Raw genomic sequence first — 22,338 nt, 5'->3', positions numbered from 1 at the left:
CTTAGCTCAAATCCCAAATTAGAGGTAAGATGAAATAAACTATTAAAGTCACCAGTAAGATGGAAATTAGATTCATCCAAATCCCTTTCTTTACCATATCTTCTATTTTTAAATAACCCGACCCAAAGACAACGGCGTTAGGTGGAGTTGCCACAGGTAGCATAAAAGCACAAGAAGCCGCTAATGTCGCACTTACCAGTAATATATAAGGATGCACATTGATAACGGCAGCCAACGACACCAATACAGGTAACAGCATGGCTGTGGTTGCCATATTGGATGTGATTTCGGTTAGAAAGTTAACAGAAGCAATTAATACTAATAATAGTATAAACAATGAGACTCCAATTAAAGACGTCAATTGATTGCCAATCCATATCGCTAAACCACTAGATTCAAATCCTATAGCTAGGGCCATACCACCTCCAAAAAGTAACAAAATGCCCCAAGGTAATTTTACGGCATCTTCCCAAGAGACTAAAGCCTGACTTTTTTTCTTATTAGGAATTAAAAATAAAATAACGGAAGCCATAATAGCTATAATAGTATCATCCATGGCTGGTAGCCATTGGCTTAATAAAAACGATCTACTAATCCATGCTACGGCAGTAATGCCAAACACAATTAGAATCACTTTTTCTTCATAAGCTATTTTGCCTAAAGCATTAAGCTGTTTGTTAATTTCTTGGCGTCCTCCAGGAAATTCTTTTCGCTCAAATTTAAAGGCAAATCGAGTTAAATAAATCCAGCATATTAGCAATAACACAACACTTATAGGAAAGCCAAACATAAACCATTGCGAAAATGTAATTTCAGTGTTATACGTGCTTTCAACAACACCTGCCAACACTAAATTGGGTGGTGTGCCAATCAATGTTGCCATACCACCTATGGAAGCGCTATAAGCGATGGCCAACATTAACGCTTTACCAAATATCAGGTTTTCATTGGCTTTTGTTTTAGGATTATCCTGTAGTTGTAAAACAATGGCCATCCCAACGGGTAAAATCATCACAGCTGTGGCCGTATTAGAAATCCACATGGATAACAAAGCCGTAGCAACCATAAACCCGAGGATAATCCGACTCACATTCGTCCCAACTATTTTAATAATGTTTAGGGCGATACGTTTGTGTAAATTCCATTTTTCAATAGCAATTGCTAATATAAAGCCGCCTAGAAATAAGAAAATGTATTTATGTCCATAAGCTGCTGTGGTGCCACTTAAAGATAAACCTCCCGATAACGGAAACAGTACAATTGGTAATAAGGCCGTTACAGGTATAGAAATGGCTTCAGTAATCCACCAAACGGCTACCCAAGACGTAGAGGCTAAAATAGCATTTGCAGAATCTCCTAAGCCTTCAGGATGACAAAAAAGCTTAATGAGTATAAATAAGAGTGGGCCTAAAACAAGACCTGTTTTCTGTTTTGTTGATTTCATAGTCCTTAAAACCTTTCGTTACAGCGGTTTTTAGCCGTATGCTGTAATGCTATTATAATTGCTATTGGATTCAAATTCTTGTTGAAAGGTATTGTATTCTGTTAAAATATAGGCTAGGAATGCTCAAAAAATTAATAATCGGTAGAGATGGTGTTAGGGTTGAGCTCTCAATTAAATATGCCATGGCATCGCTATTTTCTCGTAACGATTGGACATGGCATAATATGAGAACATTGTAGCTAAAGTGCTCGTGAAATGGAAAGATAAATTAACACAAAAAAACGGCTATGTTTAACAGAGTTTTAATTAAATGTTAAGGTGTTGCTAAGTCTTTAGTTTTGGGTGATTTATGGCTGTTTAAGAGATCCAAAATAGTCGTGGGATTCGTATCTTTGTAAACACCAAATTTAATGTGCTATGAAATTACTTCAAATCCTAAAAAAACCATTCTTTTCGACTAAGCCTCAACAGGCAAATCTGAATACAACGCATAACGAAGCTCAGCCTAATAATAGGATTACAAGAGCATTTACAAAGGACGAAGACACGTTTATGTTTATATAATTAGTGCATCGTTGTAAATGTTAATCGTCTTTTAATTTTTCGGCGCGCTCGCGACATGTTTCATTCTGTTTACCATATTGGTTGTAATGGTTGTCTTTTAAAGCCCCTTTTTCATCGGTTGCATTTTGATGCAACCTTTTTTCATGTTCTGTTTTTGGTGCTTTTTTAGTTTCTTGCTTTTTCTTGTCATTTGTCATGATAATAGATATTTAAATTAGTAATCTTTTTAGAATCATATTAAGTTTAATACGAAGTGTTTCATATAGCTATGGCTTAATAAGGTTTGGCTCTGTTTCAATAAGGTAGTGTATAGGTTTAAAGGTACCACCATTGCTGTCCTCAGCAGAACACGCAGTAAGTCCAACCAGTAAATCCATTTGCGCTTTAAAACGAATATAGTCTCCTTCTTTTGACGTTGGTGGATGGACAGATAATTTTCCAGCAGAATCAAACTGCACATTCATAAAAATATTGAATGCAGTCGGTATATCATCGACACTAATACCGTAAGGTTCTAAATGGTGATGTAAATTATTAAGGCAACTCGGGTGCTCTTCGTCATAGTTGTACATAATTTTAAACGTTTCCGGACTGCAAGGAGCTAATAAGAAATCGTTACGACCATTAGTATCTTCTATGATCTCCATCATTTTCCGAGACCGATTAGACCATAGATAATTGCCTTTAGTGAGTAACATAGATTCTTCAAAGTCTAACGATTTACCTGATGATAATTTTTCCTGATAATCGGCAGCATTAAACAACACCATATCACTGACTTGTTCTCCCATAGGATCTATTACGGTGAGAATATCATTGGTCTTGAGTTTGAATGCTGTGCCCGATTGTTGTTGTATAACATTAATTAATGGTTTCATACGAGTTTAGAGGTTTTATGAAAAGGACATTTCCAAGCACTATCTACGGCTCTACCGCTATATTGTTTGGTTTCAGAATCTTTTCCGAAATCTTTGAGCACAGGATTAATATGGCCTTGTAATTTTTTATCACGTTTTCTAATACGCTTTTTTACTTTTTTGTAGCTGCCCATGGCTCGCAATTGTTCAAATTGCGCATGCAGATTAAATACAATAGTAGGATAGGGACTTTGCCGTGCCAGCCGCGAACTGTTGGGATGAAGCCCTACAATATAAAACGCGTGCCCTTTTAAACTAAAACTAAAATTAGGATCATCAGGATCATCACTTACCGAAGCATCCCAATCACAGTCATCTAGCTCATGCAACTGTTGGAGTGTTTGCCATAACCTGTTTTCAAAATCTTTTTCAGTATGATACTGTTCAAAAGGAAAGACGGCTAAGAAGGATTCAAATGTATGAGATTCAAAATCGTATTGTTCAATAAACGCTTCTAAGTCCTTTAGTAAAGTGATTAAATCCTCTGCGTGGTTTGAAGATCGGTAAATATTTAAATGATATTGATCCGTCATAAATAAAGTTTTAGCCATAACACAAGGATGTTTTTGTGTTAGAATAAAATCTTTATAAGCCTCATCAATCATTTTATGTAATGGGTGTGTCTTTGTTATGGGATTCATAATAAGGTCGTATTAAATGTTGAATAGTATCAAATTTAATAGAGATCAAATCTATGCGTTTACTCTATTGATGATTTAATTAGCTCATTACATTAACTACAAAAGCGCGGTATCATAAGATTTTAAATAGGTTAGTTTTTGTAACAATTGCGTTAATCCAAATTCTGGAATACATGTAATTTTAATCTATAACTAAACAATTTCATTATGACACTTCAAGACATGCTATGGCTAATACTGTCGGTATTAGGCATATTCACCATCATCATAATTATCACCCGAATTTTTGGTCTGAGGACCTTTGCTAAAATGTCTAGTTTTGATTTTGCCTCCACAATTGCCGTGGGCTCCGTGTTGGCATCTATTATTCTTAATTCAGATTATTCTTTGCTAAAGGGAGGTATTGTATTAGTAACCATTATTGCGTTTCAGACCTTGTTTTCTTTTTTGGTACGAAAGAGTCCGCTTCTAAAACGATGGTTTACTAACAAACCTCAGATTATAATGTGGAATGGTAAAATTTTACATAACCGCCTTAAGGCTTGTAATGTTGGTGAAAGCGATTTAATTGCAAAACTAAGAGAAGCAAATGTTCACGATTTTAAGGAGGTAAAAGCGGTAATTTTTGAAAGTACAGGCGATGTGTCTGTAATTCATAATAATTCAAATAAGAATGTTGAACCTAAATTGTTGAGTGACGTCAATACACAAGATTTATATGTTTGATTTTTTAGAAGAAAACAAAAATGCTATTTACGGAGGCTTGATAGCAACCCTCTTTACAGGTATCGGAATTTTTCTGTTAGGAAATGTCTCGGGATACGAAGCTAAACATTTATTAAAAGAGTCTTTGAATGGATTAAATATGCTATGTAATACGATAGTCTTAGCATCTGCAACAATTCTAGCGTTATTACTCACATTACTGAGTGTAAGTTTTGGCTCTAAAATGTCATTAAAAGAACTCCATTATAAACAAGTGCTTAGTATTGCTAAATTTGATGTGATTTTATTTATATCAGCACTCATATTATTTCAATTCTTCAACATTCCTATTGTCGAATCAGACAATGTACCTACCAATTGGTATTCAGTAATTTATTGGATAACCTTAGGGTCGACTTCAGTGATAAGCGGAATGATGATTACAGTCATCCTAATGTTATATAATGCTATCACTAATTTGATAGCCATTATAGGACTTGGTAAAGATCACCCTATGTTATCGAAAGAAAATATAGGTGAAGAAATTGAAAAAGAAAAAGATGATATAAAATCGTAATCTTATGTCAATTACATCCTAGTTATTGAGATTTATCTGAGTCTTGAAACCATACAATTTTTAACATTATGCCGTTTAAGATCAATGATATACCGTTGGTTATTATAATGGGCCAATCCATTTTTAGAATACCATAGACCGTCCATAACCCAACACCAATACATAGAATAACAAACATGCTTACACTGACATCTTCAATTTTTTTTGTTGTAATGGCCTTGTGAATTTGCGGTAATACAGCAAGCGTTGTAAATATCCCAGCCAGTATGCCTATTAATTCTTCTAAGTTCATAATTGGAGTGTCGTATTCGTTTACAATATCAATGAACCATTGAAATGTTATCCATAAAATCAAAGCGTATATAAGTTAATTTAGGCAGGAACCATAGCTGCTATCTCCATTCTATCCCAATGACGATGTTTAGAAATTGAATCAATAAAGGCGTTTGGTTTTGCATTAATAAATACTGCTTTATCATCTTTATAATCGGCTACAAAAGTTTTATCGATTAGTTGTTCGCCTTCATTATCAACGGCAATAGCTTTACAATGTTTAAAAGCTTCGTTTACAAACTTCTTAAATTTGGCTTCCTTTAATAATTGCGCAATCGATGCTTTGCCTCCAGGAATATAAACCGCATCAAACAAGACACTTTCTGTCGTCATAATGGCAGCATCCACTTCGTGTTCCATGTTTTCATCACACGTTATGGTTCCTCCATGAGGTGCTATTAATTTAACTACGGCATGCGCTTTTTCTAAGGCATTTTTCATAGTCTTAAAATCTTTCATCGAAAACCCATCGGCTACCAAAACTCCAATTTGCCGGGTAGCAATACTTTCAAATTTCGTGTTGGCTTGACTTAAGGCTTTATCTTTATCTAAATAGTTTTTCTTTTTTGGTGGTTGCTGTTTTTTAACATTAGCGTCAGCACCAATAGCCTGATTTATGGGTTGCTCAATGGTTTTTGGAATAGCAAGACCTAAACCTTTTGCTACTTTTTTAGCTAAATTCTTATCGATTTGCGCAATGACCCACAACATTCGCTCCTTGATATGTTTTTGATTACATTTCCCTAATTCAAAAGTATAGGCGTCGGCAACATGTTCTTGTTCCCAATCTGCCAAGCTTCTATAAAACAGTGCTGGTTGCGAAAAATGATCATTAAAACTTTCGCTACGTGTTCTAATTTTTTTTGCGTCAATGCGCTCTTCATAAGAGGTAAATGCACCTTCGCTCATCTTAGCCAAATGTGGACAGCCTCCTCCTAAAGAATTAGGAAAATAAGCGGTTTGCCCTTTAGGGATATCCATTTGCATATGACCATCGCGCTGATTATTATGAACCTCTCCAATAGGTCTGTTTATAGGGATTTGATGAAAATTAGGACTGCCTAACCGCGACAACTGTGTATCGCGATAAGAGAATAACCGACCTTGTAATAAGGGATCATTGGTAAAGTCAATACCAGGAACAATATGGCCTGGTAAAAATGCAACTTGTTCCGTCTCAGCAAAGAAGTTTTCTGGATTTCTATTCAACGTCATTTTTCCGATAATCTCAACAGGCACTAATTCCTCCGGAATCAGTTTTGTAGGATCTAGGAGATCAAATTCAAACTTGTGCTCATCGGCTTCAGCGACTACCTGAATGCCCAATTCCCACTCCGGATATTGTCCAGATTCAATAGCATCCCATAAATCGCGTCTGTGAAAATCGGCATCTGCACCGTTAATTTTCACAGCCTCATCCCAAGTCACAGAATGCACTCCTAAAAGGGGTTTCCAATGGAACTTTACAAAGTGCGATTCTCCGTCTTTATTGATTAATCGAAAGGTATGTATCCCAAAGCCTTCCATCATACGGAAACTTCTTGGAATAGCACGATCACTCATAACCCATATCTGATTGTGTAAGGTTTCTGTTGATCGGGAAATAAAATCATAGAAGGTGTCATGAGCAGAAGCGGCTTGTGGTATTTCTTTATTAGGCTCTGGTTTTACAGAATGTATGAGATCTGGAAACTTCATAGCATCCTGAATAAAAAATATAGGCATATTATTGCCCACCAAATCCCATGTACCTTCTTGGGTATAAAATTTAACGGCAAATCCACGCACATCTCTTGCTAAATCGGCTGAGCCTTTTGAACCAGCCACAGTAGAAAAGCGAGCAAACACTGGAGTTATTCGTTTTGTGTCTGTGAAAATGCCAGCCTTACTGTAGTTTTCAATACTCTCATAGAGTTCAAAGTAACCATGAGCAGCACTACCTCTCGCATGTACAATGCGTTCTGGTATACGCTCATGGTCAAAATGCGTGATTTTCTCACGTAATAAAAAATCTTCCAAGAGGGTAGAACCGCGTTCTCCGGTTTTTAGTGAGTTATTAGTGTCGTTAACTTTTAGACCTTGGTTCGTTGTCATAACTTTACCTTCAGCATTTTTTTCGAATTGCTGTAAATCTTCAGTTTTTTGAGTCTTAGAGTGGTGTTGCTTTGCCATGGTATGAGGTTTAAATGAGTAAATACTATTGCCACCTAAAATTAATGAACACCATAAGATGCATTAACTCATCCGAATAAAACTATAACCCAATACATAAGTGATTGTTGAAGTCGTTAAAGAATGTTATTATTTTTAAACAAAGAGAGTGATACCATAAACGCACAGTCATAGCATGAATCCGTTACATGCAAAACATCCAATGTCCTTATGAGTAGTGACGAACAAATAATAATTAACAGCTAAGGTTGGTTATTCTACAGGAAGAAATAAAGAGAATTTGGCTCCTTTAAGTGGTTCAGATGTCGCTATAATAGCTCCTTTATGGTTTTTACATATTTTCTTTACAATGGCCAATCCAATACCTGTTCCTTGATATTCAAATTTACCATGAAGCCTTTTAAAAAGCTCAAAAATCTGATCGGAATGTTCAGGTTCAAAACCGATGCCGTTATCTGTAAATGAAATTTTATAATAGGTTTGATGATCCAATAAAGTTTGTATGCCAGAAGCTTCTCCGGTGACTTTCTCGGTAATAATGTCAACAGTAGGTCTGAGATTCTTCTGAGCAAATTTTATAGAATTTTCTATAAGATTTTGAAAGACTTGTTTAATTTGAAATGGAATGACCGTTGCTGTACAAAGATCATCGTATGTTATTAGTGTATTGGTGGCTTCGATTTTTGAATTTAAATTCTCAATCACCTGAAGCAGTAATTCCTTTAAGTCGGTAGGTTTAAAATTTACATCTGAGTCATTGCTTCTAGAGTATTCTAAAAGGTCTTCAATCAACGCACGCATGCGTTTGGCAGATACTAATATTTTGGAGACATCCTGAACTCCTTTTGCCGACAGTTTATCACTATCACGTTCTAATAAACGATTGGTAAACATTTGAATTTTTCGCAAGGGCTCTTGCAAATCATGACTAGAAACATAAGCAAAAGCTTCGAGCTCTTCATTGGTTTTTTGAAGATGTATTAAGGACTGCTGTAATTGGCGATTAGCTATATTTAAGGCGTTGGTACGTTCTTCAACTTGTTGTTCTAAATCGTTAGAAAATTGTTCTAATTTCTTTCGTGCTAAAACACGGTCAGTTACATCCGAACCGGTTACCATGACTCCAGAAACTAAACCATCTAAGCCGTACAGTGGTTGATAATCATAGTCGGAGTAAAACTCTTTAACACCGTCATCGCTTTCTAAAATGACATAAGATTCATTTTCTGACACTCCAATGCCTGTGCGGATAATTTCTTTAAGTGTTTCAGGATACTTGGAGCCTTCCAAATCAGGAAATATATCTAATAAATCTTTCCCGATAACCTCATCTTTCTTTTTACGCCAAAAGGTCTCTAATAGCGCATTGTTGGCCATTTCTATGTTCAAGTTCTCTCCTCTCACAATACTCATGGCAATAGGTGATTGCTCTACAAAATTCTTAAATTGCTTTTGGGATTCCTGAAGCTCAAATCTGGCCTTTACCATGTCGGAAACCTCGTAGGCGACTAATATCAATTCTACAACCTCATCGTCTTTGATTAAAGGCTGAAAAATAAAATTGAAGTATTCTATTTGTGCCACTCCATCTCGTTCTAATGTAAATGGGTATTCAGTACCAAACTGTGCTTTTTTAGTGGTCTTAACCGCTTCAAAAATGGGTAAAATATTGTCTTTAATTTCCTTTAAAACTTCAAAAAGTGGTTTGCCTACGGCTTCTTTATAAGTACGTTGCCAAATAGATAGTGCCATATCATTGGCCATCTTTATTACATAATCATCATCACCATCTAAAACAGCAATACCAATAGGAGCTGTTTTCACTAATTTACGAAAGCGTTCTTCACTGGCCTTCAGTTCAATCGACGCTTTTTCACGTTGGGTAATGTCTTGCAGAATACCATTAAATCTATAGGCAACTTTATCTTCATTAAACCAGGCTCTCCCTATGGCGCGCACAATACGTTCGCGTTCCGTGAGTTTGTTTTTTATCACATAAGTAACATCATATTTTCCACCAGATTCGTAATCACCTAATGAGATTTCAATTTGCTGACGTACCCGTTTTCTATCCGAGGCCACTATGGCAGCTGTAGCATCTTCTAAAAAGATCTCATCATTTAGTGGCAGTCCAAACCAATCTTTTAGACGGTTATTACCTTTAAATGTATTTGTAATAGGATTAAAATCCCAAGTGCCTAAATCGGCTGCGTCAACGGCAAATTCTAATTCATCCTTACTCGCTTCAATCTTGGCGAGATTAAGTACGCTGCTGGTGGTTTCGGTACATGTAGTAAACACTCCTTCTACTTGGCCCAATTCATTAGTTACAGGACTATAACTGTATGTCCAGTAAATATCTTCCATTTGTCCATTTCTATAAAATGGTACAAGTTGATTCTCGTGCCAAGTTGAAGGACCACCGTTAAGAACTGAGAAAATCTCTGGACTTATAATATCCCAAATTTCTGCCCAATAAATTTCTGCTTTTTGCCCTAATAGTTCAGGATGTTTGCCTTCCTTACCTAAACTCGGTCTGTAGGCATCATTGTAAAAGCAAATATGGTCCGCTCCCCAAAAAAGAAACATAGGGAATTTTGAATTGAGCATAAAGCTCAAAGTAGTCTTAAGGCTAGAGGGCCAGGTTGCGGGATGACCAACTGGGCTTATAGACCAATCTTTTTGGCGCATAATTTCACCCATTTCGCCACCATTATTTAAAAAAAATAAGTTTTTATTAGGCACTGTCATTCGTAATAAAAAAATTATTTTCTTCTTGGCCTGCGGTCGCAAGCTGTGGCAATAGGTCTAAGGACTTTTTAATAAGTAGCTTTAAGGCGTTAAAGCTTATAGGTTTCCTAATGTAGAAATTTGCACCAGCTTTTTGCAATTGAGTAATGGTGTCTGGTACACTTGATGTGGAATACATAAATATAACAATGCCATCATAATTAGCATCAGCACGGAGTCGCTTTAAGCACTTAGGGCCATCTACAATAGGCATGTTAATATCTAAAAAGATAGCATGGGGTAATGTTGTGCAAGTCTCTAAATACGTGAGAGCTTCTAATCCATTGTTAAGACTTTTAAAAGATATATCCTCATTGAGTTCTTCAATAGCCTCTTCGAAGAACAATCTATCGTCTTCATCGTCGTCAACTAATAGAATGCTAGTCATCATAATTTTTAAGGTTAGGATTAAAATTAAGAGGTAAACAATATACAAATAAATAATTAGTGTAAAATTAAATTATTTTTAATTTTTAGCTACCTTAATTTTATATACGTCCTAACGTTCAGTTTAGATCTGATATATGCAATTGAAGAAGATATGGTCTTAGTTTTGACGAATGGATTTACTGTGTTTAAAGGAGTAGTTCGTTGATAAGTAGGGTTTTACAGGTCGTCCTTTGTCTCGTAAGTCTTGGTAATTATTTCTATACCTATAGGTTGAGCATCATGTAGTTCTATGTCTAATAAAGCGTTAATAACAATACAACTTGTTGCATTACAAGCTTGTAGTCCGTATGAATAAGGTCTGTGGCCATAAATATGATTAAATGCTAAATCTTGAATGATTTGTGAAGGCTTCCCGTCGTCGTCAAGACATCGGTAGGTATTATCTATGGCTATACCGCCTAACTTAAGATATAATTCTCCTTCTTTAGTTACGGTAGATTCATTAGATGTATTTTGAGTTTCCCTCGTATGAGTAGCGTGGTCATACATAGCTTTTGCCATAGAGATAGTCCCTTTATTTCTTAGAGTTTCAAAAGGAAAATCATCAAATGTAACATCATCATTACCCGACGAATTAATAAACAGTGGGTAAGTTTTGGTTTCAACACCGTCATGACTGTCACATATCTTTATTTGAGTACCAGATTCACTTTTAGTTTCAATTTCAACCTTTCCACTAACGAGTTCTATACAATTGGCATCGTATAAAGCTAATAATAGTTGGGCAGATTTTAAAGGGAGTGCTGCGATAACGTTCATTAAAAAGGGCTTAACGTCAGTATGGAAAAAAAGATGATCTTCTGCTGAAAATAATTCGGTATGAAAATTTAAGCTATACATTAAATCATCTAAGGTTTCCATCCAATGGACAGGTTTGTTTTTCTGTAGTAAGGTGTCAGCAAGTTCTAATTCCTTTCGCATACCTTCAAACGAATTTATATACTCATGTTTTTCTGCCATAGTATCGATGAACTGTTTAAACCCAAAGTCTTTAGTATTTAATAAGGTTACAACATCATGGAGCTCGTCTTTTTTTAAGGCTTTTAGTAATGCGGGCTTACAAACGGTGTTAAAATAGGTTTCAATGAATAGATTCTGATTGTCTTTTTTAAGAGCCAGTAATGCTTCGCGAGTCGTGTACCTGTACATTTCCCGGAAAGGATGTACTTGCTCGTATTGTAAATGTGGTAACCATCCATTAACATCATGTAATACGATCTTAAACCCTTTCGCTTTAGGGTGTAATTGATAACTAAGTTGGTTTTGGTGATGTGTAAATTTACCGTGACGATGGGCTAAAGAAGTGACAACATCTATAGCACTAAGTGACGCTCCTAAAATACCGATTTCAAAATTGTAATACCTATCATCGGGATTAAACAATTTAAAAATGGGCCATGGAGAATCAAAGTAATTAGAAGACGTCGAGTGATCAGGGTTCCAATGGTGACCTGTAGCAATAAGTATATTATGAAATCTATAGCGTTTAGTCGCAGTTATGACTTCTGCAACAGTAGTGCTAATGGGTTTGATATCGGTAACTTTCGTAGAGGTATGCTCATCAATGCTAAAGCCATGATGTTTTAGACTATCAATTAATATGTTGAATTGCGCTCTAAAATACTCCCCAAGGGAGATGCGGCTATAGACTTCAGTAGCTTTAATGGGAAACTTAGTTACATTTAGGGTCTTTAAATAATCCCGGTCTTGTGCGCGTAACCATTCCGCTAAGGTTTGTGGTAACTCTGGAATTTCTTCAGAAGAAATATTAGCAATATTATACACATCAGTAAAATCAGGATTATAGGGCATGCCGTAACCCATTTTAGCGTTTTTTTCAAAAATGGAAATCTGGTTACATTGTTTTAAAAATGCCTCAGAGTTTGAAAGGATATGTTGTAGAATATACAATGCTGTAGGCCCTGAGCCGATGATAGCTAATTTTGAAGTTTCCATATAATCTCAAGTATTAATTGGGTATTGTTATCGAATGGCTTTTAGCCGCCAATAATTTCCCCTCCATTCACATGAATAAATTGTCCTGTAATATAGCTAGCATCCTTGGACGCTAAAAACACATACGCTGGAGCCACTTCACTCGGTTGACCTGCACGTCCTAATGGGGTGTCTTGTCCAAAATCACTGACATTATCAAACGATGCAGGAATTAATGGCGTCCAAATAGGGCCAGGTGCAACTCCATTAACTCTAATGTGGTCTTTTGCTAATTGTTTAGATAACGATCTTGTAAAGCTTACAATCGCACCTTTTGTACTGGCGTAATCAACTAAATGATCGCTACCTCTATATGCCGTAACGGAACTGGTATTTATAATACAATCATGGGGTTTAAGATGTGCTAATGCCAATTTCGACATATAGAAATAAGGATAGATATTCGTTTTGTAAGTCGTATCGAAATCATCCATTGAAATATCAGCAATGGTATCTTTAGGAAATTGGACAGCAGCATTATTGACCAGTATATTGAGTTGGCCAAATTTAGCGATGCATTGTGCTACAGCGGCTTCACACTGGCTGGTATGTTTTAAATCGGCTTCTATTAAAAGGCACGCTTGTCCTTCTTTTTCTACCAAGCGTTGGGTCTCTTTGGCATCGTCGTCTTCAGAGAGATAAACAATAGCAATATCAGCACCTTCTCGGGCAAAATGTACGGCAACACTTCTTCCAATACCACTATCACCTCCTGTAATAAGGGCGACCTTTTGGTGCAATTTTGAACTGCCTTTATAGTCATCTCGAATCACTTCTGGCTCAGGATGCATGTGGCTTTCTTTTCCGGGTAATTCCTGACTTTGATCTGGAAATTGTTTTGGTTTATTCATCATAGTTGAGTTGATGAGGTATCGTAAATGATAGGTTTATAAAAAAGGTTCGATGCACAGTACCTAACATGTGCATCAAACCTTGAAAACTAATTTTAACAACACACTAAATTACTGTATGCCTTCGAGATAATCAGCTTTGTTATAACTCGCCTGAATCTCAGTTTTTTGCTTTAATAATATAGCTCTTACTGTAGGATTTAAATCATAGTTATCTAGAATGTCATTGTAATCTTCAATAGCATTTTTCTCACCAGTTTTTACTTCTTCTAGCATGGATTCATCATTGTCTATAGAGAAGAATGCCTTTGTATCTATCCAAGCTCTATGTAAAGATCCAGAGAAACTACCGTCGTTTTCTGTAATGTCCATACCACTTGTTCGCAGTGTACCGGTTAATTCATTGACATAGCCACTTCTCACTCGTGCCTTATCAAGGAAGAATGTTTTTAATCTCGGATTATCAACATGATCCGCAACTGCTTTATACCCTTTTTCAGCATCGTAAGCTTTTTCAATAAGGTCATTTAATTTTTGTTCTGTTTTTTTATCAAATAGTGCCATAATTTTAAGGTTTTAATACAATGAGATAAGGTACCTCAATGTGGTTATTAATTTATAATCTAAAATTAATTATAAGGTACCAACAGTATTAATCGAATTGCACAAGACTTTTGCTCAATTGAAAATGGCTAGAGAAATAAGTGATAAAGTCGTATTATTTTATGAATGTGAAGCACACTAAGAAAGGTGCAGCTTTAAAAGAGATACGTCATCTTATGCCTTCTGCAAACGATGATGCAACATGCATAACACACCCACTTCTTCTTTAGAGAGATTCTCTACATTTTTTAGTAGTTGATTGATTTCTTTTTCAAAGTACTGAAGTGTTCGGCCTTGCATATATTCATCAATAATGCGTGGATCAATATAAGAGGTCTTTGCAACGGCAGGAGTGTTGCCTAGCTGTTCGGATACTTTAACGATGGCAGCTTTAATATTCTTATCTAATAATTCCTGATCTTTTTTACCCACACTACCCAATTCATCTAAAGCTATGGCGGCAATCATAGTGCCAGCCCATGTTCTAAAATCTTTAGCAGAAAAGTCGTCTCCCATGACCTCACGGATATAGGCATTTAAATCATCCGTCTTTACATCGACGATGTTGTTGTCTTCATCAAGATATTTAAACACTTCGTAGCCTGGCATATCATCAATTTGCTGTACAATGTTGGCCAGCTTTTTATCAACGATATGCTTTTCTTGTTCTTTATTAGACTTTCCGTTGTAATTAAAAATAAGTTCATTCCCATCGATGGTTAAATGCTTGTGGCGTAAGGTCGTTAAACCATAAGTAGAATTTTCCTTAGAATAGTTATCACTTCCAGGTCTAAAAAATGCGGATTCCAATAACCTGAGCATGGTAGCCATCACTTTATTGCGATCTAATTTTCGTTTTCGTAAATGTTGACCCGTCACGCGGCGCATATGCTCTAACTGATCGGCAAAGTCAACAATGCGATCAAATTTCTTAGCGTTTTGCTGTGCTATATAATCCGGATTATAGATGTATTGTTTACGGCCTTTCTCGTCTCTTCCTGTGACTAATAAATCGGCTTTTGGGTTGTCTTCAATTTCAACCTCAGTCCAAGCTGGTGGAATAACAAGCGCTGTGAACCACTCACGAAGACTAGCATCCTTTACGGTTTTGCCATGCGCATCCTTATAGGTAAACCCTTTACCGTGTTTCTTTCTGTAATACATTGTTCGTCGCTAATAAAGCTTGTCCGTTTAGTTAGTGTTGGTGTGGAATAATGAGACTTTCGTCTGTACATACTAAGTATAGCAAACGCGCTATACGATTAGTCGATGTTTAAAATACTGTCATCATGATCGATATTCTTTTCAGGAATGGCTTCCATAAATTCATGAACCTCTAAGTCTGCTGAAGGGCCATATGCATTGATAAGCGTCCCTTTTTTACCATCGTCAGTCGTAATGACATATAAAATAGATTGATCGGAAGGATTGCTCATCCCTTCATAACGATGCTCGGCAACCACATGAACGTCTTCGGGTTTATATGTGTTGTCTTCACCGGATGCGATTAGTTTTTCATTTTCTACTCTAAAATTACTGGTATACCCTTTTTCCTGATATTGACTCAGGAAATCTAATTCATGCTTGGCATTAGGGTCACTATAGTCTGGCGTTTTCATAAGTGTCTAGTTTTTAATTTATAATCTCGAAATTACAAGTATTAATAGAGAAAGAGTTTCTCATTTGAGAGGAATACTAACTCAAACGATTTTTTAACGGCTTCAGCTTTATAAGGTGATGTAAACACTTAAAGTAAAACAATCAGTGCCATCATACCATAGCATCAAATAAAATTGAGATTTAAATAGACGTTTTACTGCAATGATTCAACTCAAACTCCCAGAATATAGACTGTTAATAAGCCTTAAGACTTCCACCGGATAAACGGCATTTAAGTCATATTTTGTTGTTATTTTAGGGGCATGAAACCTAGCTATTTGTCCTTCCGCTTATTATATATAATATCTAGTTTAGTGCTATTAACAAGTGTTCAAAATGCATTTGCACAGCAGACCAAAGATAGTCTGCACTATTATATGGGCTTAGCCTTAAAGCCTCAAAATGCTACGGATTTGTATGCGTCTGAGACGTATTTCAAAAGCGCATATGATAAAGCATTAAAGACACATGATACCACATATGCTATTCGTAATTTATATTATATAGCGAGTATAGACTATAAAAGAGGGGATTATGTAGAGAGTGAGGCCACTGCGGTTAAAGCCCTGCGTTTTATGGATACTATGATGCCTTCGCCTCATATAACGGCAACAAGAAAAAGTTTCTATAATCTCTTAGGACTTATGTATGCCGCACAAAAGCACAAGCAAAAAGCCATAGAATTGTACCAAAGTGCTTTTAAAATGGCAGCGTCTGCTTCCGATAGTGCTAAAATCTATAATAACTTAGCACTGGTGTACCAAAAGTTTGATGATTTTGGGAATGCACAAAAAGAAATCCGTAAAGCCTATCAATTGCTACCAAGACTAACGGATACCATTACACAAGCATTGGTCATTGATAATTATGGTGTTATTGAATCTAAATTAAGTCATGCTCATGGTATAGAATTAATGACCAACGCCTTAGCCTTAAGAGAAGCCGTAAAAGACACCTCTACCATTTACACAAGTTATTCCCATTTAGCAGAACATTATTATAGAATTCAAGATGAAAGTGAATCTCAAACATACGCGTTAAAAGCGCTAGAACTTGCTGAAACCATAAACTCACCATCGTATAAAAACAAGGCTTTAGGGGTATTAACGCAATTAAGTGCCGATCCTTATGCCAGAGCTTATAAACATCTAAACGATAGTCTATATACTTCAGAAAAGGAAAGTTTAAACCAATATGCGTTGCTTAAATATGATTATTCGGAATATAAACGAAAGGCCTTAGAGAGTCAACTGGAACAAGAAAAGCAAGAATTTAGAACCCACTTTGCTATTTTAATAGCATCATTTATCGCCGTATTAGGGGTGTTCTTGTACATTATATTTAGAGCTAAGCACAAGAAGGAAAAAACACAAGAGGTCTTTGCTACCGAATCGCGCATCTCAAAACAAATTCACGATGAAATTGCCAGCGATGTCTTTCAGATGATGACCAAAGTGGATCATAAAACTGTAACACATAAAGCGCTTGTTAATGCCTTAGATAATTTATATCAGAAAACACGCGATATTTCTAAACGCCATAGTGTTTTAGATACCGATGATCCTTTTATAGCGTCTCTAGAAGAATTACTAGAAAGTTTTAATGATAACCATACCAATGTCATTATAAAAGGGCTTTCAGATATCACTTGGGATACCTTGCCACAACTAAAGCAATTAACATTATATCGGGTTTTGCAAGAGCTCTTAATCAACATGAAAAAGCACAGTTCAGCTTCCATAGTCGTCATCATGTTCTCTAAAGAGAGTAAAAAAATTAAGATAAGTTATAGCGATAATGGTGTGGGTAGCATCTTAAAAAAGGGTACTGGACTTCAGAATACGGAAAACCGTATTGAAGCTATTAATGGAACTATTACTTTTGTAACGAGTCCAGAAAAAGGGTTTAAAGCTAATATAACCATGTAGCTATGTTTAAGAATGTTTTAATTAATGAAGATCATGATGCCATCCTCGCTAATATCACTAAGATATTAAAGGATTTGAATGTGGATACCGTTGAGGGGTCTCAATATTGTGATGAAGCCTATTTAAAATTAAAGAAAGCGACATTAGATAACACTCCTTTCGATTTACTCATTACCGACCTCTCGTTTAAAAAAGATCACAGAGCAACCACCATAGCTTCTGGTGAAATGCTTATAGCGCACTTACGTACTGAGTTTCCAGATTTGCCTATCATAGTGTATTCTATGAAAGACCAATTGCAAAAGATTCGGGCCTTGTTTAACACCTATACCATTAATGCTTATGTGTGTAAAGATCGAAAAGGGGCTGTAGAGCTAGCAGAGGCCATAAAAGCCGTTAGTCATTCTAAAATCTACGTATCGCCACAAGTGAAGAAAGCCTTAAGTCCAAAAACACAATTAGAGATAGACGATTACGACATTAGGTTACTCAAAATGTTATCGGAAGGCCAGTCTCAAGATGAGATTAGTAGCAGTCTCAAATCTAACGGTATTCATCCCAGTAGTTTAAGTACTATAGAGAAACGTCTCAACAAACTTCGGGAACAATTTAAAGCCCATAATGCCATTCATTTGGTGGCTATAACTAAAGATTTGGGAGTGATATAATACGACAGACATACTAAACAGACCAACACTTATTTATAATTATAATATTGTAGGGAATATTATAGGATGAGTGTATATGGGGAAAGGGCAATTAGGGATAGTTGCCTTTTCTTATGTCATAAAATTATCTGCCAAGTCCCTAAATTTTTAGGCTGTAGGAAAAAACGATAGCCAACCCGCTTATGATATGGAAATAAGAATTAGGGAGTAAATCTTAGAGGTGAAGTAGTGGTAGGGGGTATAGCAACACTTAGTGGTAAATAAATGCATTACAAAGATAAATATGGTGTTTTATCTTGTTTATTGTTAGTGGTTTAGCGCTTTTGTGTAGTTTTATTCTATCCCTAAGATACGGCGTCCTTAACCGTATGAATTATTATAATTCGTTGTTGACAAAACATAGTAGCACTACCTATTATAACTAGGTATGGTTTGCTATAGCTATTAATTTTATCACTATTCATCATCATACCATCGAATTATGCCAATAAAAATTTCCACTTGGAATATTAAAAAAGCCAAAGATTTAATTAAAGACCAACCCACACAAAATAGTCTCAGCCGCAGACAGCGTGTACAAACCACCATACAAGATATCGATGCAGATATCCTCGCCTTGGTAGAAGGACCAAAAGGAGAAGCAGCCATTATCGATTTTTGCGCTATCGTTCTCAATAACCAATGGATTCCTGTATTATTAAAAGGAGCTAACGACCAAGTAGGTGACAGAGATCGCGATTACGGCAACCATATGGGAGGCACGCAATGGATCTGGTTTTTGGTAAAACCTGCTATTGCGGCGCAATGTCGTTTACAAGCACCCACGGTTTGGCAGGCCTTTATCGCAGCCGACCGATGGCAGGTGAATTATTGGGGCAAGATTGTGCCAGACGACCATAAACATTACCGCCATCCACAAGTACTCATTTACCAATTAGATAATGGACAAGAAATAGAGTGCATAGGCGTACATTTGAAATCTAAAATTAATTTAACCAGTATTAAGCGAGATACGCACGGCAATTTAGAAGGCGATTACTTAGAAACCGCACTAAAAGCCAGAGTGAAGTTAGCCACAGAAGCCCGAAACATTCGCCATTATATCAATGCTAAATTCAACCAATTAGAAGCACCAGGTATGGTACTATTGGGAGATTGTAACGATGGTCCTGGGCAAGATTTTTTTGAAAGCCAGTACCTCTTTTTCGATCTCATCCAAAACCTACAAGGAGATGTGCTCTCAGCTGAAAGGTATTTTAACCATGCCCTTTTTGATTATAGCGCGGATTTAAGATGGACCTCTCGCTTTAGAGATCCCATTCTCAACATACCAGCCAGCCAAAACCCATTACTTATAGATCATATATTAATGAGTCAACCGCTCTGTAATGGCAGTTTTCCGCTAAAGGTGAATGCCAAAGCCGGACGTGTAGAGCATGAGATTTTTGAGCGCGCCAACGCAGGTTCTAATGCTAGTACCCTAACTAGCGATCATCGGCCTGTGTCATTAACGCTGACTGAAACTACCGTAGTGTAATTACACTAATTCGTCACTTCAAGTGATTTTGGTTTTTTCCAAAATTGTAACGAGAAGCATAGGTCCAAATACTTTTATTACAAGGTTCTGAGCATTTAATTCAAGGCAAATAGGGTGTAATTACTAACTGTTAAGGTGTAAATGGTTTAAAATGAGGTTTCTAAATCTAAATATACCCTTTATTGGGTATGGTTTGGTGTTAGTATTACTGTTAATTTTAACTATTAATCAAAACCAACCATATTATGAGAACTCTAAAAATTGTATTCTTCATGACAATCGTGATAATTGTTATGCCATGCTTTTCGCAAAATCTAGATAGAATGACGATAAGTGAAAAAATTATTTACGAAACAGAACACTTAAGAGATACAGAAGCGAAACTAATTGCTTCAAAGGAAGCTTTGTTAAAAGTATTAATGGATTCAGAAGAAGTTAATTCGGGATTAATTAAAAACCAAAGAGAAGCTATTAAAGCTTTAGAGTTAAAAATATTAATGCTAAAAGCATCCCTTTTTGAGCTGGATGAAGGCGTGAAAAATACAAAGCCAGAAGACTTGGAGTTTGCTAATAACGATATATTGTCGCATTACTCTAAAAACAACAAAGATGGTAAATCGGCATATATCCAATTTAAAGATATTCGAAACCCTATAGCTTTTACTAAGTTTATTATAAGAAACCCAAGATTTAATGGTAAAAATATAATAACAAAACATGCAAACGCTTCTTCTACTAATTTTATTAAACCAGGCTCTATTATTAATATTTTGTTTGATGACAGTATTTATAAGAAAATAACAAAAAATAAGGATGTTAAGTTAAAAGTAAGCGCTTATTTAAAACGTTTTGACGGTACAGTTGTACCCATAACCGTAAGTGGTTTTTTTGAAGTTGAAGTAAAAACTGATAAAGAGGAGTTTGAACAAAATCTAGTTTCTAAAGGCCTTAATGAAAATCCAAGTTTAGCCTATAACTATACCATTACAGCTATTAGCCGTGGACCAATACAAGCTGAAGTAAATACAAGTATGGCTAATCCACAACCTAAAGATAAATTGATAATAACAGTTACAAATGAATCTGATGGTAATGTTTCATTAACAACTACATTTGAATACGAAGACTATGGATGGGAATCTACTGCTAGCGGGGGATTTGCTTGGGTAAATGGAGTTAATTCTGGTAATTCTAATTTTAAGCCAGCAGGAAGCTCAGGTATGAGTTTTCATTATAAGCTAAATAGTGGAGCAAGATTTTGGAGAAATCTTTTTAATCCTAGTTTTGGTCCAGAACTCTTAGTGCTTCAAGATGGTAATGAGAACACCAATGTTGGCTTAGGATTATCTGTATCTACTTTCTTACGCTCAGTTAAAGTTGGTTATGGTTGGTATTTAGTAGGGGAGAGTGGTAGGCCTTATGTTTCTATTGGGGTCAATTTTGTAGAGGGATATAAATCCATATCCTCTATTCTAGCTAGGTCAAAAGATTAGCTTGTTTTAGGATTCGTGATTCGTGATACATGATCTGGGATGTTAACAGAGCGTCGCCTTTTTTTCATTACGGAATACCGTAAGGTCTGTAGCATAGTTTGAATTATGTTTGTGTACTACGACTAATCACTCTAATCTAAAAGACATTCAAAATGAAAAAACTATTACTTTTTACCATCATTTGCTTCATGATGTTACCAACTAAAATAAAAGCACAAAACGATGGTGCAGTAGCAGGTGCTGTTGTAGGTGGGTTGCTTGCTATTGGTGCTGGTGTTGCTGCGGTAAAACAAATGCAAGAACAAGCCGAGCTTAAAGCCACACAATATATCTTGGCACATCATCCAGAGTTAGAAAGCTTTTCTTTAAAGACCTTAGATTTTGATGGTAAGAAGCTTAAAGATATGTCTGCTGTGTCTGTTATTTCTTATAAGATACAAGAATTTACGCCAGAGGATAAGCCTGAACTAAATGGTAAAAAGCAAGTGTTATTCGCCTTTACAAGTCAGGGGTGGATTAGTGAAAGCGGCATTAACTTCGATAAAATCACCTGGTACTTAATTGATGATGTAGAATGGATGCACATGATGATTGCTTATGTGAAAGTATCTTCAAGTGAAAAGGACGAGTCTACTTTAGAAACCACTTTAAAAGAAGGACGAGTTGTGAACAAAGGAGTTAAGATTAAAAGTAAGCTGGTGATACCCTTTTTTAAGTTGGAAGGAGACATGTATGTGGTTACCGATTATTCAGACGATATGAAGTTGGTGTATAACGAACGCTCTCTAGGTATTTTTCTAAAATCGACTAAAGATTTAGTACAAATGGGCCGTGGGGATTTAATTAAAATACATGAGTTCTTTTATGCGGAAGAAGGGTAAAACTCAGCTCGTTGTATTTAGGGGCTATTACTTTTTTTATTTGTCGGTATCTTGTGAAAATTATACAGGTTACATTTTGAAACGTTAAGGGTTTTGCTATCTTTAGAGTCCCTTATTATCCACTTATATA

General features: G+C 36.0%; 21 protein-coding genes. 8 read left to right on the top strand and 13 right to left on the bottom strand.

The window, feature by feature from the left end:
• Nucleotide 1 precedes the first annotated feature (1 nt).
• Complete coding sequence (locus HM992_RS16050; protein ID WP_179320380.1) at nt 2-1,444, bottom strand: SLC13 family permease; 1,443 nt, start codon at nt 1,442-1,444, stop codon at nt 2-4.
• Between the two features lie 417 nt (nt 1,445-1,861).
• Here HM992_RS16050 and HM992_RS16045 point away from each other — a divergent pair, with 417 nt between their 5' ends.
• Complete coding sequence (locus HM992_RS16045) at nt 1,862-2,008, top strand: hypothetical protein (RefSeq protein WP_178984086.1); 147 nt, start codon at nt 1,862-1,864, stop codon at nt 2,006-2,008.
• 20 nt (nt 2,009-2,028) lie between these two features.
• On the opposite strand, the gene HM992_RS16040 is transcribed toward HM992_RS16045, so the two are convergent.
• The 3 genes from HM992_RS16040 to gntA all read right to left on the bottom strand — a co-directional run bounded on the left by HM992_RS16040 (nt 2,029) and on the right by gntA (nt 3,566).
• A complete protein-coding gene (locus tag HM992_RS16040) occupies nt 2,029-2,205 on the bottom strand; it encodes a hypothetical protein (RefSeq protein WP_179320379.1) in 177 nt (58 codons plus the stop codon).
• Nucleotides 2,206-2,274: 69 nt separating this feature from the next.
• The gene (locus HM992_RS16035; RefSeq protein ID WP_179320378.1) at nt 2,275-2,886 is read right to left on the bottom strand and encodes a DUF1989 domain-containing protein; all 612 of its coding nucleotides are present in this window, start codon (nt 2,884-2,886) and stop codon (nt 2,275-2,277) included.
• Nucleotides 2,883-3,566, bottom strand: a complete 684-nt coding sequence (gene gntA, locus HM992_RS16030) for a guanitoxin biosynthesis heme-dependent pre-guanitoxin N-hydroxylase GntA (protein ID WP_179320377.1) — start codon at nt 3,564-3,566, stop codon at nt 2,883-2,885. Before gntA ends, HM992_RS16035 begins: the two co-directional genes overlap by 4 nt.
• Nucleotides 3,567-3,773: 207 nt before the next feature.
• On the opposite strand from gntA, the gene HM992_RS16025 reads away from it, so the two are divergent.
• A complete protein-coding gene (locus tag HM992_RS16025) occupies nt 3,774-4,292 on the top strand; it encodes a DUF421 domain-containing protein (RefSeq protein ID WP_178984090.1) in 519 nt (172 codons plus the stop codon).
• Nucleotides 4,285-4,848 carry a hypothetical protein gene (locus tag HM992_RS16020; protein WP_178986863.1) on the top strand — a complete coding sequence of 188 codons (564 nt, stop codon included), beginning with the start codon at nt 4,285-4,287 and terminating at the stop codon, nt 4,846-4,848. Before HM992_RS16025 ends, HM992_RS16020 begins: the two co-directional genes overlap by 8 nt.
• Before the next feature lie 22 nt (nt 4,849-4,870).
• Here the strand turns inward: HM992_RS16020 and HM992_RS16015 are convergent, their stop codons facing one another.
• The 9 genes from HM992_RS16015 to HM992_RS15975 form a co-directional block, all read right to left on the bottom strand.
• Entirely contained in the window at nt 4,871-5,203 is a 333-nt protein-coding gene (locus HM992_RS16015; protein WP_229720514.1) for a SemiSWEET family sugar transporter, read from the bottom strand.
• A 17-nt stretch (nt 5,204-5,220) separates the two neighbouring features.
• Nucleotides 5,221-7,353: a catalase gene (locus HM992_RS16010; RefSeq protein ID WP_179320376.1), complete on the bottom strand. Its 2,133-nt coding sequence runs from the start codon at nt 7,351-7,353 to the stop codon at nt 5,221-5,223.
• A 252-nt stretch (nt 7,354-7,605) separates the two neighbouring features.
• Nucleotides 7,606-10,104 carry a PAS domain-containing sensor histidine kinase gene (locus HM992_RS16005; RefSeq protein ID WP_229720513.1) on the bottom strand — a complete coding sequence of 833 codons (2,499 nt, stop codon included), beginning with the start codon at nt 10,102-10,104 and terminating at the stop codon, nt 7,606-7,608.
• Nucleotides 10,091-10,534 (bottom strand): response regulator, encoded by a 444-nt coding sequence (locus HM992_RS16000; protein WP_179320374.1) that lies wholly within the window; start codon nt 10,532-10,534, stop codon nt 10,091-10,093. Before HM992_RS16000 ends, HM992_RS16005 begins: the two co-directional genes overlap by 14 nt.
• A gap of 215 nt (nt 10,535-10,749) precedes the next feature.
• Nucleotides 10,750-12,549, bottom strand: coding sequence for an FAD/NAD(P)-binding protein (locus HM992_RS15995; RefSeq protein WP_179320373.1), 1,800 nt, complete (start codon nt 12,547-12,549; stop codon nt 10,750-10,752).
• Between the two features lie 41 nt (nt 12,550-12,590).
• Nucleotides 12,591-13,439 (bottom strand): SDR family oxidoreductase, encoded by an 849-nt coding sequence (locus HM992_RS15990; protein ID WP_179321112.1) that lies wholly within the window; start codon nt 13,437-13,439, stop codon nt 12,591-12,593.
• A 111-nt stretch (nt 13,440-13,550) separates the two neighbouring features.
• Nucleotides 13,551-14,003, bottom strand: a complete 453-nt coding sequence (locus HM992_RS15985; RefSeq protein ID WP_179320372.1) for a ferritin-like domain-containing protein — start codon at nt 14,001-14,003, stop codon at nt 13,551-13,553.
• Between the two features lie 213 nt (nt 14,004-14,216).
• Nucleotides 14,217-15,206 (bottom strand): DNA topoisomerase IB, encoded by a 990-nt coding sequence (locus HM992_RS15980; RefSeq protein ID WP_179320371.1) that lies wholly within the window; start codon nt 15,204-15,206, stop codon nt 14,217-14,219.
• A 98-nt stretch (nt 15,207-15,304) separates the two neighbouring features.
• The gene (locus tag HM992_RS15975; protein ID WP_179320370.1) at nt 15,305-15,661 is read right to left on the bottom strand and encodes a hypothetical protein; all 357 of its coding nucleotides are present in this window, start codon (nt 15,659-15,661) and stop codon (nt 15,305-15,307) included.
• Nucleotides 15,662-16,015: 354 nt separating this feature from the next.
• Between HM992_RS15975 and HM992_RS15970 the strand changes: the two genes are divergently transcribed.
• The 5 genes from HM992_RS15970 to HM992_RS15950 all read left to right on the top strand — a co-directional run bounded on the left by HM992_RS15970 (nt 16,016) and on the right by HM992_RS15950 (nt 22,208).
• Nucleotides 16,016-17,629, top strand: a complete 1,614-nt coding sequence (locus tag HM992_RS15970; RefSeq protein WP_179320369.1) for a tetratricopeptide repeat-containing sensor histidine kinase — start codon at nt 16,016-16,018, stop codon at nt 17,627-17,629.
• Between the two features lie 2 nt (nt 17,630-17,631).
• The gene (locus HM992_RS15965; protein ID WP_178984100.1) at nt 17,632-18,297 is read left to right on the top strand and encodes a DNA-binding response regulator; all 666 of its coding nucleotides are present in this window, start codon (nt 17,632-17,634) and stop codon (nt 18,295-18,297) included.
• Nucleotides 18,298-18,778: 481 nt separating this feature from the next.
• Nucleotides 18,779-19,834, top strand: a complete 1,056-nt coding sequence (locus HM992_RS15960; RefSeq protein WP_179320368.1) for an endonuclease/exonuclease/phosphatase family protein — start codon at nt 18,779-18,781, stop codon at nt 19,832-19,834.
• 245 nt (nt 19,835-20,079) lie between these two features.
• The gene (locus tag HM992_RS15955; protein WP_179320367.1) at nt 20,080-21,327 is read left to right on the top strand and encodes an SPRY domain-containing protein; all 1,248 of its coding nucleotides are present in this window, start codon (nt 20,080-20,082) and stop codon (nt 21,325-21,327) included.
• A 152-nt stretch (nt 21,328-21,479) separates the two neighbouring features.
• Nucleotides 21,480-22,208 (top strand): hypothetical protein, encoded by a 729-nt coding sequence (locus HM992_RS15950; RefSeq protein ID WP_179320366.1) that lies wholly within the window; start codon nt 21,480-21,482, stop codon nt 22,206-22,208.
• The last annotated feature ends 130 nt before the right edge of the window (nt 22,209-22,338 follow it).

This window comes from Winogradskyella helgolandensis (assembly GCF_013404085.1).
Lineage (GTDB): Bacteria > Bacteroidota > Bacteroidia > Flavobacteriales > Flavobacteriaceae > Winogradskyella > Winogradskyella helgolandensis.
Note: the sequence above shows the minus strand (reverse complement) of the source record. Positions and strands in the feature narration are given on the sequence as shown.